A 14,442-nucleotide genomic window follows, 5' to 3' on the forward strand; every position below is an offset into this window, starting at 1 on the left:
TCCGAAAGGCCAGGCATTCATATGAGCTTTAAACACCCTCTATTAAGATGTTGGACGAATGGGGTGAATGTTAAGTGAGTGCAATCAGACCAGAAGAGATTAGCTCCCTCATTAAAGAGCGGATCGCTAATTTTACATCTGAAATTGAAGTTGTGGACGTAGGAACGGTCATCCAGGTTGGTGACGGTATCGCACGCGTTCACGGTTTGGAAAAAGCAATGGCCGGGGAGCTCCTCGAGTTCCAAAACGGCGTAATGGGTATGGTACTCAACTTGGAAGAAGATAACGTGGGTGTCGTTATTCTTGGTCCGTTCCGTGACATTAAAGAAGGCGATACAGTAAAACGTACAGGCCGCATCATGGAGGTGCCTGTAGGTGAAGCAATGGTGGGCCGCGTAGTGAACCCGCTCGGTCAGCCGATTGACGGCCTCGGCCCAATCCATACGACCGAATTCCGCCCGATCGAAAGTCCGGCTCCGGGCGTTATGGCGCGTAAATCTGTTCATGAACCGCTGCAAACCGGTATCAAAGCGATTGACGCGATGATTCCAATCGGCCGCGGACAGCGCGAGCTGATCATCGGTGACCGCCAAACAGGTAAAACATCTGTGGCGCTCGACACGATCATCAACCAAAAAGGCAATGGCATGATTTGTATCTACGTGGCGATCGGTCAGAAGCAATCGACCGTTGCAAACATCGTAGAAACCCTGCGCAAGCACGGCGCTCTGGACTACACAATCGTTGTTTCCGCGACTGCGTCCGATCCGGCTCCGATGCTGTTCCTGGCTCCTTATGCTGGGGTTACGCTGGGTGAGTACTTCATGTACAAAGGCGGACACGTTCTGTGCGTATACGATGACCTGTCCAAACAGGCTGCCGCATACCGCGAAATGTCCCTCCTGCTCCGTCGTCCTCCAGGCCGCGAAGCGTATCCTGGTGACGTATTCTACCTGCACTCCCGTCTGCTGGAGCGCGCAGCGAAATTGTCCGATGAACTGGGCGCAGGTTCACTGACTGCCCTGCCGTTTATCGAAACCCAAGCGGGCGACATTTCCGCATATATTCCGACCAACGTGATTTCCATCACTGACGGTCAGATCTTCCTTGAAACAGACTTGTTCAACGCCGGCCAACGCCCAGCGGTAAACACCGGTCTGTCCGTATCCCGCGTAGGTGGTTCGGCGCAAATCAAGGCGATGAAAAAGGTTGCCGGTCCGCTCAAGCTTGAGCTGGCTCAATACCGCGAGCTGGCTGCGTTTGCCCAGTTCGGTTCCGACCTTGACAAAGCGACGCAAGCCCGTCTGATTCGCGGTGAGCGTTTGATGGAAGTAATGAAGCAAGGCCAATTCGAGCCGATTCCGGTTGAGAAGCAGGTTGCGATCATCTACACCGCAACCAAAGGCTACCTCGATGATATTCCGGTAGAGGCTGTAGGCCGCTTCGAGAAGGAACTGATGTCGTATCTTGAGTCCAACAAGCCTGAGCTGTTGGAGCACATCCGTACGACGAAAGAGCTTCCGGATGAAAAAGAATTCAACGCAGCGATCGAAGAGTTCAAAAAAGGCTTTTCGGTAACTCGCTAAACGTTAATCCAATAGACAACTGATGCATGCCGGGCCGAAAAGTTCGGCATGTGTCCCCAAGGTGGTGAAAACGATTGGCTAAAGGAATACGTGAGATTCGACGCCGTATTAAAAGCGTGAAAAATACCCGTCAGATCACAAAGGCGATGAAGATGGTGGCGGCTGCAAAGCTTCGCCGCAACCAGGAGAAGGCGGAAGCGGCCCGTCCGTACGCCGACAAGATTCAGGAAGTGATTGCGAGCATCGCAGGTGGCACCACCGGTTCCAAGCATCCGATGCTGCAATCCCGCCCTGTGAAAAAGACCGGCTATATTGTCATCACCTCTGACCGCGGTCTCGCAGGCGGTTACAATGGTAACATGATCCGTACCGTGATCCAGACCATTAACGAGAAGCACAAGTCCAAGGACGAATACGGCATTTTCGTAATCGGACGTAAAGGCCGTGATTTTTTCACGAAGCGCAATTACCCCGTCATTGACGAGGCAACCGGCATAGAAAACCCTGCCTTTGCTGATATCAAGAAGATCGCCAGTGCAGCCGTGCAGCTGTTCGCGGACGAGCAGATCGACGAGCTCTACTTGTGCTACAACAAGTTCCAGAGCGCGATCTCTCAGGTGCCTACGATCAAGCGTGTTTTGCCGCTTGAGGCTCCCGAGAGCAGCAACGGGCGTACGACGAATTACGAGTACGAACCGAATGCAGAAGAAGTCCTGGCTGATCTGTTACCGAAATATGCTGAAACGCTTGTTTACAGCGCCATGCTCGAGGCGAAGGCTTCCGAAGAAGGCTCCCGCATGACAGCGATGGGCAATGCGACAGATAACGCGACGGACATGATTGGACGTTACACGTTGATCTACAACCGTGCCCGTCAGGCAGCGATTACGCAGGAGATCTCCGAGATCGTCTCCGGTGCCAACGCACAGGCGTAAAGACGAAAGTTGACTCCCAATTCAGTTTCACAGGAGGGAAGAAGTAAGATGGCGAAAGGACGCGTGGTTCAGGTAATGGGTCCGGTCGTTGACATCGAGTTCGACCGCGGACATTTGCCTGCCATTTACAATGCGATCAAAATTCAACATAAAGCACAAAGCGCCGGTGAGCGCGACATCGATTTGACTGTCGAGGTTGCTACACACCTGGGTGACAACCTGGTTCGTGCCGTTGCGATGTCCACTACAGATGGTCTGGTGCGCGGCATGGAAGCTGTAGACACAGGAGCGCCTATCTCCGTTCCAGTCGGTGAGGTTACTCTGGGCCGCGTATTTAACGTACTCGGCGAGCCGATCGACTTGAAAGAACTGGGTCAAGTAGAGCGCCGCGACCCGATTCACCGCAAAGCTCCCGAGTTCGTGGAGCAAGCGACTGAAGTTGAAATTCTGGAAACAGGTATCAAGGTTATTGACCTTCTCGCTCCTTACATCAAGGGTGGTAAGATCGGTCTCTTCGGTGGTGCCGGTGTAGGTAAAACCGTTACGATCCAAGAGCTGATCAACAACATCGCGCAAGAGCACGGCGGTATCTCCGTATTCGCCGGCGTTGGCGAGCGTACCCGCGAAGGTAACGACTTGTACCATGAGATGAAAGACGCTGGCGTTCTGCCGAAAACCGCGATGGTATTCGGACAAATGAACGAACCGCCTGGCGCGCGTCTGCGCGTAGCGTTGACAGGTCTGACCATGGCGGAATACTTCCGTGATGAAGAAGGCCGCGACGTGCTTCTGTTCATCGACAACATCTTCCGCTTTACCCAAGCAGGTTCCGAGGTATCCGCTTTGCTCGGACGTATGCCGTCTGCGGTAGGTTACCAGCCGACCCTGGCTACCGAGATGGGTCAGCTGCAAGAGCGCATTACCTCTACGAAAAAAGGTTCCGTTACATCCATTCAAGCGATCTACGTACCGGCGGACGACTACACTGACCCGGCACCGGCTACGACGTTTGCTCACTTGGACGCTACGACGAACCTGGAGCGTTCCATCGCCGAGCTGGGTATCTTCCCTGCGGTTGACCCGCTCGCTTCCACATCCCGCGCTCTGTCTCCTGACATCGTTGGTCAAGAGCACTACGATGTGGCTCGTGGCGTTCAAAAAATCCTGCAACGCTACAAAGAACTGCAAGACATTATCGCGATCCTGGGTATGGACGAGCTGAGCGATGAAGACAAGCAAATCGTAGCACGCGCTCGCCGCATCCAACGTTTCCTGTCTCAATCGTTCCACGTTGCCGAACAGTTTACCGGTAACCCGGGCCAATACGTGCCGCTGAAGGAAACCGTTCGCAGCTTCAAGGAAATCCTCGAAGGCAAGCACGACCACCTGCCTGAGGGTGCATTCCTGTACGCTGGTACGATCGAAGACGTTGTAGAACGTGCAAAGACCATGGCGTAACACCCTGGAAAGGGGAGACCAGTAAGTGAGTAAGATGACAGTAGAAGTCGTAACTCCTGAACGGGTTTTGTTCAGCGGTGAAGCCAGCATGGTCATTGCCCGTGGCGTACAAGGGGATCTCGGTATTTTGCCGAATCACATGCCCATGGTGACTCCACTGAAAATCGCACCTGTTCGGATCAAGACCGAAGGCGACAAGGAGCTCGTAATGGCTGTCAGCGGCGGCTTCATGGAAGTACGCGGCGACAAGGTGACGATTTTGGCCGAGACAGCAGAAAGACCGGAGGATATCGATCCAAGCCGCGCCAAGGCAGCAAAAGAGCGTGCCGAGCAGCGTTTGAACGAAAAACATCCGGACCTGGATTTGCGTCGGGCTGAGCGTGCACTGCAACGCGCAATCACTCGTCTTCAGGTTACAAATAAGTAGATGACAAAAGTCCCCGCGCTTCTGGCGACGGGGGCTTTGTTGTATATCGAACGGACAGTGAGCGGCCCCAGCATTTTCAGGGAACAGGGGTAGTTTCCCCCAATTTTTTTTTCGAGTTGGTAATCGCCTATTGATTCCGTGTATAATAAACCTAATGCCCGGCCTCGGCAGCAAAGACGGCGGGATACTAGGTACTGGGATTGCGAATTGGCTATCGGGATAAAGGAGAGTGTAACATATGCAAACAGTTAGAGACGTTCGTGATAGCAGCAGCGAAGGCGTTGCTATTCCTGGCGCGTATGCGGGCCATGGCTGGAGCAACGTGCTTCCGCATGAAATGAATGTGCTGTTCCAAGCGCTGTGCTATGCAGTCACCAAAGGAGAAAGCAAAGCAGAGATGCGTGAGATCGTAGATGGCTTTGAAGGTTTGGAAGGCTTGTTTGCCGAACCGACCGAAGACATGTTCAACTCCAAAGAGGATTTTGAAAACTACAAGAGCCTGCTGGAAAGACATAAAAAAGTAATCGTCCGCTCCGGCTACGAGTATCCGAAATCTCGCGAGGAAGCGATTGCTCTCTTTGAAAGATGGGGACTGCTCATTGATAAAGGAGATGTGTGGGATATTCCGATCAACCCATTCCCGGACGCTCTGGACACATTCGAATTGACTGAAGCAGAACAGTATGCATTGAGATATGTAAGATTTGAAGCATTGGTGCATCCGTTCTTTGCCCGTCTGGTGATGACGCTCCATGAGCGTGACGATGAGTCCTTTACCTTTACCAAGGCGGAACTGAAAGAAATGCTGAATACCAACGATTCGATGCTGGCAGAAGTATTGATCAAGCTGACTCCTTACATGGAAGAGGCGATCGAGAACATGCTGGAAATCCCGGAAGATGAGCCGATGACGTTCTCAATCGTCTGGGAGCGCGTCTATGAAGACTTCCTCGGCCAGCAGTTTTCTCCGAACGTTCAATAAAATAAAATATGCACAGAATGGAAAACTTAGGGAGAAATTCTCTAAGTTTTTCCTTTTATTGGTACATATGGAATGAGTTCGTTAGACACCATGTAGGCGATTTGCTATAATGATAAAGGTATTTTTTTCTAATGTTCACAGAGCGGAGGGAACGTCAGTGGGTGAAATCTATACCAACAATTATGTCATTGTGGCGATTTTCTTGTTCCTCGGGGTGTTGCTGCCTGTGGCGACAGTCAGCATCATCGGACCCATGCTGCGCCCGAAAAAGCCGACAGCGGAAAAACAGACAACCTATGAAAGCGGTAACATTCCAGTCGGAGACAGCTGGGTACGGTTTAACGTCAAGTATTATATCTTTGCCTTGCTCTTCGTCATTTTTGATGTGGAAACACTCTTTCTCTATCCATGGGCTGTAGCCTACAAGGAATTGGGACTGTTTGCCCTGGTAGAGATGGTGATCTTTATCTGCTTGCTGGTGGTTGGACTGATTTACGCATGGAGAAAGAAGGTGCTGGAATGGAACTAGATCTGACGAGCATTGCGCCTGAATTGCAAGAAGAGTTGAATCGCAACGTCATGTTTACGACGCTGGAAACGATAAAGGGGTGGGTACGAAGCAATTCGCTTTGGCCGCTTACGTTTGGTCTTGCCTGTTGCGCCATTGAAATGATGGGTACAGGCGGCGCACGTTATGACCTCGACCGTTTTGGCGTCATTTTCCGTGCCTCTCCCAGGCAATCCGATGTCATGATCGTTGCCGGAACAGTCACGAAAAAAATGGCCCCCCTACTCCGCAGACTTTACGATCAAATGCCAGAACCGAAGTGGGTAATCGCGATGGGTTCTTGTGCTACAGCCGGCGGACCTTACGTCAAGTCGTACAGTGTAGTAAAAGGTGTTGATCAGATCGTTCCCGTAGATGTCTACATCCCTGGATGCCCACCTAATCCCGCCGCTCTTATTTACGGAATAAACAAACTTCAAGAAAAAATTCGTTACGAAGCTAAGACTGGAAAGCAGGTGACGAATCAATGACAGAAGAAAAACGCAAACCGACGCCGGAAGAAAAAGCAAAGGCTGCAGCAGAAGCCAGAGCCAAGGCGGAAGCTTTGCGGAAAGCAAAAGAAGAACAGCAGGCAGCCGAGCAAGCTGGAGCCGAACCTGCCCAAGCTGGAGCGGAGCCGATTGGAGATTCCCAAGCTGGAGCTAAGCCAGATAACCCCACTCAAGCCGCGGTCGAGTCGAAAGCGTTCGACCAGTCCGCAGCGCCGAGCAAGCCCGTGTCTGAAATGACACCGGAGGAAAAAGCAGCAGCCAAAGCGGCGGCAGCGGCAGCAGCAGCGGCGAAGGCAAAGGCGGCTCGTGAAGGTTCTGCTGAGAGCGGAGCCGGCGGTGATGATGCGGATGCGAAGGCAAAAGCAGCAGCGGCAGCCAAGGCAAAGGCCGCGGCAGCAGCCGCAGCAGCGGCCAAAGCGAAAGCGGCGCGAGAAGCTGCTGGCCAGAGTGGTGAGTCCGCCGAAGCTGGCGGAGACGATGCCAAAGCGAAGGCAGCAGCAGCAGCCAAGGCAAAAGCAGCGGCTGCGGCGGCAGCGAAAGCCAAGGCTGCCAAAGCTGGTGATGCAGATACAGAGACAGCCCCCGAGGCTCCCAAAGAGCCGTCGAAAAATCAGCCTTTTCTTGATAAATACGTGGCCCGTATTTCCGAAAGGTTTGGTGCAGATGTACTGGAATCCTCCTATATTAATGAATTGGCAAAAGAAGTGCCGACACTGGTCGTCAAGAACCAGCGCTGGCACGAGGTGGCTCAATTTCTGAGGGATGACGAAGAATTGGGCTTTGAGTACCTGTCCAATCTACACGGTGTGGACTACGAAGACAGGATGGAAGTGTACTATCACTTTTATTCCTACAAAAATAGACAAAGTGTTGCCGTAAAGGTAAAAACCGATCGGGAGCAGCCAACCGTTGCTTCTGTAGTGGACATATGGAAGGGCGCCGATTGGAACGAACGGGAAACTTATGACCTTTTGGGAATTCATTTCCCGGGACATACCGATTTGCGTCGAATTTTGCTCCCGGATGACTGGGTCGGTTATCCGCTTCGAAAGGACTACGTGCAGTACGACGAGGAGGTGTAGAAGATGAACCAAGGCATTCTTACTACGAATTCAACCATCTCTTCTGATACCGGTATTCGGACAGAGGAGATGCTTCTCAACATTGGCCCGCAGCACCCGAGTACGCACGGAGTATTTCGTCTGGTAGTCAAGATCGATGGGGAAACCATCAAGGAAGCGATTCCGGTGATGGGTTACCTGCACAGGGGTACGGAGAAGCTGGCCGAAAACCTTACGTATACGCAAATTATTCCTTATACAGACCGAATGGACTATCTCGCAGCCATGACCAACAACTATGTCATTTGTCATGCTGTGGAGACGATGATGGGACTGGAAATACCGGAGAGAGCCCAGTATTTGCGCCTGATCGCAATGGAGCTGAATCGTGTGGCAAGCCACATGGTCTGGTGGGGTACTTATCTTCTCGACCTTGGTGCCATGTCGCCGTTCTTGTATGCATTTCGGGATCGGGAAACCATCCTTGACCTGTTCAACGAGCTGTGCGGCGCCCGGATGACCTTTAACTACATGCGCATCGGCGGCGTAAAATGGGACGCTCCTCCAGGGTGGATCGACAAGGTGCGGGAATTCGTCGCCTACATGAAGAAGGAACTGAACAATTACCATGCACTCGTTACAGGCAACGAAATTTTTATTAACCGCCTGAAGGGCATCGGCAAATTTGATCAAAAGACAGCCCTTGACTATTCGCTTTCCGGCGTTATGCTCCGCTCGACCGGAATCAAATGGGATCTACGCAAGGATGAGCCGTACTGCATTTACGACCGGTTTGATTTCGACGTACCGGTCTCGACCGATGGGGATTGCATGAGCCGTTATCATCTGAGGCTTGCCGAAATCGAGCAGTCTTTGCGTATTCTTGAGCAGGCACTCGACCAATTCCCAAGCGAAGGCGAAGTAATGGGCAAAGTCCCTCGCGTCATTCGTCCGCCTGCAGGGGAAACGTATGTGCGGATCGAATCGCCAAGGGGCGAGATCGGCTGCTACATTGCCAGCCAAGGAAAGGATAAGCCGTGGCGCTTGAAATTCCGCCGCCCTTCCTTTACCAATCTGCAAATTTTGCCGAAATTGCTTGAGGGAGAGAATATTTCCGACATGGTGGCAATCCTTGGCAGCATCGACATCGTGCTTGGGGAGGTAGATTGTTGATGCGAGACCTGTTGCAACAGACGCCTTCACTGGGAAATGCACTTTGGTTTTTCCTCGCTGCTGTAGTGTTGCTTGTGATTTTGTTGGGATTTGTAACATATGCGATCTATTTTGAACGGAAAGTAATCGGGTGGATGCAGGCGAGGATCGGCCCGAACCGTGTAGGGCCCTTGGGACTCTTGCAGACGGTGGCAGACGTTGCGAAGCTGCTGATCAAGGAAGATACGCGGCCCAAGCATGCTGACAAGGCTCTTTATGCGCTTGCTCCGATACTGGCGTACGCGCCTGCCTTTGCCGTCCTGGCGGTTTTGCCGTTTACAGAGACCCTGCAGTTTGCCGATCTCGGCATCGGGATCCTGTACTACATCGCGCTGTCGGGCATTACCGTTTTAGGCGTGATTACGGCGGGCTGGGCTTCCAACAACAAGTATTCCTTGATCGGGGGACTTCGTTCCGCGGCGCAAATGATCAGCTATGAAGTGCCGCTGGTTATGTCGGTGGTCGGGGTTGTCCTGATGACGGGCAGCATGAACCTGCGGGAGATCGTCCTGGCCCAGCAGGATATGTGGAACTTCATTCCGCAGTTTCTCGGCTTCGCCGTATTCCTCGTAGCGGCCCAGGCTGAGCTGAACCGTACGCCTTTCGACCTGCCGGAGGCCGAATCCGAGCTGGTCGGGGGCTACCACGTAGAGTATTCCGGTTTCCGTTTCGCCATGTTCATGCTGGCTGAGTACGTCTATATGTTCGGTATGGGTGCGATGGTCACGATCTTGTTCTTCGGCGGCTGGCTGCCGATTCATCCGGCGCTCAGCTTTATTCCGGGTATCGTCTGGTTTGCCGTCAAGCTGTTGCTCTACGTCTTCCTGCAGTTCTGGCTGCGTGCGACGATGCCGCGTCCCCGCGTCGACCAGCTGATGTCGTTTGCCTGGAAGGTGCTCCTGCCGGTGGCGCTGTTGAATATTCTCATCACCGCGGTAGTGATCTCCTACCAAAGCGGCATGATCTAAAAAAGCCAGGTATGACTGCTATTTTGACCAAGAGGGGTGACACACATGCTAGGACTGGCCAAAGGCCTAGGGTATACATTTAAGAGAATGACCGCGAAAAAGGTGACTCACTTTTATCCGGATGTGCCCTTTCCCATGCCGCCCCGCTTTCGCGGCATCCAGCATTTTTCGCCGGAGAAGTGCATCGTTTGCAACCAGTGTGCGCGCATTTGCCCGACAGAGTGCATTCAATTGACGGGCAAGCCCCATCCTGATCCGGAGAAAAAGGGAAAAATTATCGACACCTACGATATCAACTTTGAAATATGCATCTTGTGCGACCTGTGTACAGAGGTTTGTCCGACAGAAGCGATCGTGATGACGAACAATTTCGAGTTGGCAACGTACAGCCGGGATGAATTGTACAAGAACCTGACCTGGCTCGACGACAACAATACCAACGTCAGGGAGGAGAACTAGCGATGACTGGCGAGTTTATTGCCTTTTTTGTCCTGTCCCTCCTGACGATTGGCGGAGCCGTGTTCATGATCAGCTTTACGCGCGTCGTGCACATGGTCATCTCGCTCGGGATTACGTTTATCAGCATCGCCGGATTGTACGTCCTGCTGGGGGCAGAGTTCGTCGGGGTGGCACAGGTTCTCGTGTACTCCGGGGCGATCTCGATCCTCATGCTGTTCGGGATCATGCTGACCAAGCACGACGCTTCTGATGAGGGCACGGGAAACACGTGGAAAAACTGGCTGAGCCTCATTTTTGTGGCGGCGTTGTTCGGATTGATGTTCTGGGGCATCCAGAGCTCCGTATGGCCGGCACCACCGGAAACGGCTGCTTCAGATGTCAGCAACGTAAAGCAGATCGGTTTAGACGTATTTAAAAGGTACGTGATTCCGTTCGAGCTGATTTCCGTACTTCTGTTAGTGGCTTTGGTAGGCGCAATCATCATGGCGAAGAAGGAGGGGAACAAGGAATGAGCGTAAGCATTACCTCCTATTTGTTAGTGGCCTTGATCCTTTTTTGCGTAGGCTTGTACGGTGCATTGACCAAAAGGAATGCCGTCGTCGTCCTGATTTCGATTGAATTGATGCTCAATGCGGTCAATATCAACCTGGTTGCCTTTTCCAAATACGGGCTGTATCCGGCGGTTACGGGACATATCTTCAGTCTGTTCACCATGACGGTGGCCGCGGCTGAGGTAGCGGTCGCGCTGGCAATCCTGATAGCTTTGTACCGCAACAAGGAAACAGTCAATGTCGATGAGATGGATTCGATGAAACGCTAGGACAGGGATTCGAAAAGGAGGACAAAGATGGATACCCTTATGCAATACGCTTGGTTGATTCCTCTGTTTCCGCTTCTTGCTTTCATCGTGATCGTCTCGTTTGGCCGTCAGTTGAAAGAAGGAGCAGCTGCTGTCGGAATTCTCTTTACTGCCGTTTCATTCGGATTGGCGGTACTGACCTTCTGGCAGAGGTTTCAGGAGGGAACGACTGACTACAAGTTCTCGATCGATTGGCTGAAGGTTGGGGATATTGTCATTACCATGGGGTTTGAAATCAACCAGTTGAATGCGTTGATGCTGTTGATTGTCACCCTCGTCAGCTTGCTCGTACAAATCTACTCCAAAGGCTATATGCACGGGGATGAGCGTTTTCCGGTGTTCTACCAGTACCTGGCGCTCTTTACATTCTCCATGCTCGGTCTGGTGATTGCCCCCAACCTTCTGCAAATATACATTTTCTGGGAATTGGTTGGAGTATGTTCGTTCCTGCTTGTCGGTTACTACTATTTCAAGCCGGAAGCGAAAGCTGCGGCGAAAAAAGCGTTCATCGTCACCCGCATCGGCGATTTGGGTCTTTTCATCGGGATCTGTCTGCTGTTCTGGTGGACCGGCAGCTTTGAACTGTCACAAATCTTTGACAGCATTGCGCTCGGAAAACTGGAGCCGTGGATGATCACGTTGGCGGCTATCCTGATTTTTGTCGGCGCGATCGGGAAATCGGGTCAGTTTCCGCTGCACACGTGGCTTCCGGACGCGATGGAAGGTCCGACACCTGTGTCTGCGTTGATCCACGCGGCGACAATGGTAGCGGCCGGGGTATATCTGGTAGCAGCGACGTACCCGCTGTTTATCGCTTCGGATGCGGCGTTGAACGTCGTTGCCTATATCGGTGGATTCACCGCCATTTTTGCGGCATCCATCGGCTTGACACAAAAAGATATCAAGCGCGTGCTTGCCTATTCCACTGTGAGTCAGCTCGGCTACATGATGCTGGCGCTGGGGGTAGCCGGGGCAGCCGGTTACGTGGCAGGTACATTCCATCTGATGACACATGCCTTTTTCAAAGCGCTGCTCTTTTTGGGGGCAGGCAGCGTGATCCATGCCGTACATACCCAGAATGTCTTTGAAATGGGCGGCTTGTGGAAGAAAATGCCGATCACGGCCTTGACCTTCTTGATTGGTTGTCTGGCGATTGCGGGAATTTTCCCGTTTGCCGGATTCTGGTCAAAAGAAGCGATACTCGGCGCGGTTTACGAAGCGCATCGCTACGATCTGTTGTTTATCGCGATACTGGCTGCGTTCTTTACGGCGTTCTACATGTTCCGTCTGTTCTTCCTGACGTTTGCCGGAGAGGCGCGGGGCAAGCATGAAGCGCATGAGTCGCCGGGAGTCATGACCGGACCGCTGTTGATTCTGGCACTTCTGGCCATTGTTGCGGGCTTCATCAATACGCCGTATGCGCCGGTCTTTGGCGACTGGCTCTTGAGCGGAGAAGTAGGCACGATCATTGAGGACGTGTTTGGCGCAGGAGAAGGCCACGCGGCAGCCTGGCTGCAAATCGCGGCGCTCGGGGTGTCGATCCTGGGAATCCTCTTGGCCTGGCTGATGTACGGAAAGCGCGCTATTCCTTCCGATGCCATTCCGGAAGCGATGCCGTGGCTGTACCAACTGTCCTATCGCAAGTATTTCGTAGACGAGTTCTATCATTATGTAGTGGTTGTTCCGCTCGGCTGGCTCGGCTACCTGCTCAATCTGTTCGACAAGTATATCGTTGATGGCCTGGTTTCTTTGATAGCGAAAATTGCCCGAGGCATCGGCGCACTGCATGGACGTGCTCAAAACGGTCAGGTGCAATCGTACGGGGCCATGGTGCTGTTTGGCTTGCTGTTGTTGATTGTCGCCATCACTTTGACGGCGCAGGGAGGTGGAGTCCTTGGGATTGGCCAATAGTATACTGCTTACATTGATCGTCTTCTCACCGCTTTTGGCTGTCTTGATACTGGCGTTCGTTCCCCGGCATCAAGGAGGCGTGATCAAGAAAATTGGCGTGCTGGGCACACTTTTGCCGCTGGCCTTGTCACTCATGCTGTTTGCGTCATTCAACTACGAATCTTCAGGCTTGCAATTCACCGAGACGGCGAAATGGATCTCGATTCCGGTCGGACTGCAGCAGTCGGGCGCGATCTTCTCGTTTGACCTTGGCTACGAGCTGGGCGTGGACGGAATTTCGATGCCTTTGATCGTGCTCACCGCGATCATAGCGACTCTGGCCGCTGTAGCCTCATGGAATCAAAAGAAGCGGCTGAAGGAGTACTTCATCCTGTTCCATCTCCTGCTGATCGGAATGTTTGGCGTGTTTGCTTCGCAAAACCTGTTTTTGTTCTTCATCTTCTTCGAGCTGACACTGGTACCGACGTACTTCCTGATCGGCATCTGGGGCTACGGAGAGAGGGAAAAGGCTGCGAACAAGTTTTTGCTGTACAATGGTATCGGTTCGGCAGTCATGCTGATCGCCTTTATCGTGCTGTTTATGTATCTGAACACGATGAACATGGATAAAATCGCCGAGATTCTCGCCTCATCAGGCAATCCGGCATCAGCGGCCATGTCGCCGGAGTTCCGCTTCGGCCTGTTTTTGGCGATCTTTATCGCCTTTGCGATCAAGCTGCCGGTCTTTCCGTTCCATACCTGGATGCTGAAGGTCCACGTGCAGGCTCCGCCGGCGATCGTCATGATCCACTCCGGCATCTTGCTGAAAATGGGTGCGTACGGACTTTTGCGCATGGGTATCGGCTTTTTCCCTGAACAAGCCTACCAGTTCGCGACGTGGATGGCTGTGCTCGGAATAATTAACATTCTATACGGTGCCGTGCTGGCCTTTGTCCAAAAGGATCTGAAGATGGTGATGGCATACTCCAGTATCAGCCACATGGGAATTGTCCTGCTTGGATTTGCCGCGATGAATACGATCGGCTTCCAGGGGGCGATGTTCCAGGTGATCTCGCACGGCTTTATTTCCGCGCTGCTGTTCTTCCTGATCGGCATGATTTGGGAGAGAACCAAGACCTCGATGATCGACGAGCTGGGCGGACTTGCGAAATCCATGCCGTTCGCCAGCGGAATCATGCTGGCGGGAGCGATGGCTTCTCTGGGACTGCCGGGGATGTCCGGCTTTATTAGCGAATTTTTCGCCTTCCTCGGCTTGTTTGGGCAAATGCCGATCCTGGCGGCTATCGGTACGCTTGGCATCGTACTCACAGCCGTCTATCTGCTGAGGGCTGTTTTGAAAACGACGTTTGGACCGACTCCGGGGCGGTTTGCAGGTGTGGCAGATGCCCAGCCTATGGAGGTTGTGCCGCTGGTCGTCCTGCTCGGATTTATTATCCTGATCGGCGTCTATCCGGCCGTTTTGGCAAATCCTCTGCAGCAAACGTTGAAAACGATCGTCCCAATCGTTACGGGAATAGGAGGGTAA

Annotated in this window: 15 protein-coding genes; all 15 read left to right on the plus strand. The window is 52.7% G+C overall.

Going from position 1 to position 14,442, the window contains the following annotated elements:
- Window positions 1-74: 74 nt before the first annotated feature.
- The 15 genes from atpA to V5G20_RS03380 all read left to right on the plus strand — a co-directional run bounded on the left by atpA (window position 75) and on the right by V5G20_RS03380 (window position 14,442).
- Complete coding sequence (gene atpA / locus V5G20_RS03310) at window positions 75-1,586, plus strand: F0F1 ATP synthase subunit alpha (protein WP_003388411.1); 1,512 nt, start codon at window positions 75-77, stop codon at window positions 1,584-1,586.
- 74 nt (window positions 1,587-1,660) lie between these two features.
- Window positions 1,661-2,521 (plus strand): ATP synthase F1 subunit gamma, encoded by an 861-nt coding sequence (atpG, locus tag V5G20_RS03315; RefSeq protein ID WP_003388410.1) that lies wholly within the window; start codon window positions 1,661-1,663, stop codon window positions 2,519-2,521.
- Between the two features lie 48 nt (window positions 2,522-2,569).
- The gene (gene atpD, locus V5G20_RS03320) at window positions 2,570-3,979 is read left to right on the plus strand and encodes a F0F1 ATP synthase subunit beta (RefSeq protein ID WP_003388408.1); all 1,410 of its coding nucleotides are present in this window, start codon (window positions 2,570-2,572) and stop codon (window positions 3,977-3,979) included.
- Between the two features lie 25 nt (window positions 3,980-4,004).
- Window positions 4,005-4,406 carry a F0F1 ATP synthase subunit epsilon gene (locus V5G20_RS03325; protein WP_024983766.1) on the plus strand — a complete coding sequence of 134 codons (402 nt, stop codon included), beginning with the start codon at window positions 4,005-4,007 and terminating at the stop codon, window positions 4,404-4,406.
- 238 nt (window positions 4,407-4,644) lie between these two features.
- On the plus strand, window positions 4,645-5,388 hold the full coding sequence (locus V5G20_RS03330; RefSeq protein WP_003388406.1) for a DUF6042 family protein: 744 nt from the start codon (window positions 4,645-4,647) through the stop codon (window positions 5,386-5,388).
- A gap of 157 nt (window positions 5,389-5,545) precedes the next feature.
- Entirely contained in the window at window positions 5,546-5,917 is a 372-nt protein-coding gene (locus V5G20_RS03335) for an NADH-quinone oxidoreductase subunit A (protein WP_003388405.1), read from the plus strand.
- The gene (locus tag V5G20_RS03340; RefSeq protein ID WP_003388404.1) at window positions 5,908-6,426 is read left to right on the plus strand and encodes a NuoB/complex I 20 kDa subunit family protein; all 519 of its coding nucleotides are present in this window, start codon (window positions 5,908-5,910) and stop codon (window positions 6,424-6,426) included. Before V5G20_RS03335 ends, V5G20_RS03340 begins: the two co-directional genes overlap by 10 nt.
- Window positions 6,423-7,529: an NADH-quinone oxidoreductase subunit C gene (locus V5G20_RS03345; RefSeq protein ID WP_024983768.1), complete on the plus strand. Its 1,107-nt coding sequence runs from the start codon at window positions 6,423-6,425 to the stop codon at window positions 7,527-7,529. Before V5G20_RS03340 ends, V5G20_RS03345 begins: the two co-directional genes overlap by 4 nt.
- Window positions 7,530-7,532: 3 nt before the next feature.
- Complete coding sequence (locus V5G20_RS03350; protein WP_003388402.1) at window positions 7,533-8,681, plus strand: NADH-quinone oxidoreductase subunit D; 1,149 nt, start codon at window positions 7,533-7,535, stop codon at window positions 8,679-8,681.
- Window positions 8,678-9,688, plus strand: coding sequence for an NADH-quinone oxidoreductase subunit NuoH (gene nuoH / locus V5G20_RS03355; RefSeq protein WP_171506720.1), 1,011 nt, complete (start codon window positions 8,678-8,680; stop codon window positions 9,686-9,688). The genes V5G20_RS03350 and nuoH overlap by 4 nt, the downstream gene beginning before the upstream one ends.
- 45 nt (window positions 9,689-9,733) lie before the next feature.
- Entirely contained in the window at window positions 9,734-10,147 is a 414-nt protein-coding gene (gene nuoI / locus V5G20_RS03360) for an NADH-quinone oxidoreductase subunit NuoI (protein ID WP_003388400.1), read from the plus strand.
- 2 nt (window positions 10,148-10,149) lie between these two features.
- Window positions 10,150-10,659 carry an NADH-quinone oxidoreductase subunit J gene (locus tag V5G20_RS03365; protein WP_003388399.1) on the plus strand — a complete coding sequence of 170 codons (510 nt, stop codon included), beginning with the start codon at window positions 10,150-10,152 and terminating at the stop codon, window positions 10,657-10,659.
- Complete coding sequence (gene nuoK / locus V5G20_RS03370; protein WP_003388398.1) at window positions 10,656-10,967, plus strand: NADH-quinone oxidoreductase subunit NuoK; 312 nt, start codon at window positions 10,656-10,658, stop codon at window positions 10,965-10,967. Before V5G20_RS03365 ends, nuoK begins: the two co-directional genes overlap by 4 nt.
- A 27-nt stretch (window positions 10,968-10,994) precedes the next feature.
- Window positions 10,995-12,917: an NADH-quinone oxidoreductase subunit L gene (gene nuoL, locus V5G20_RS03375; RefSeq protein ID WP_338463157.1), complete on the plus strand. Its 1,923-nt coding sequence runs from the start codon at window positions 10,995-10,997 to the stop codon at window positions 12,915-12,917.
- Window positions 12,907-14,442 carry a complex I subunit 4 family protein gene (locus V5G20_RS03380; RefSeq protein ID WP_024983770.1) on the plus strand — a complete coding sequence of 512 codons (1,536 nt, stop codon included), beginning with the start codon at window positions 12,907-12,909 and terminating at the stop codon, window positions 14,440-14,442. Before nuoL ends, V5G20_RS03380 begins: the two co-directional genes overlap by 11 nt.

It is taken from the genome of Brevibacillus borstelensis, assembly GCF_036700025.1.
Classification (GTDB): Bacteria; Bacillota; Bacilli; order Brevibacillales; family Brevibacillaceae; genus Brevibacillus; species Brevibacillus borstelensis.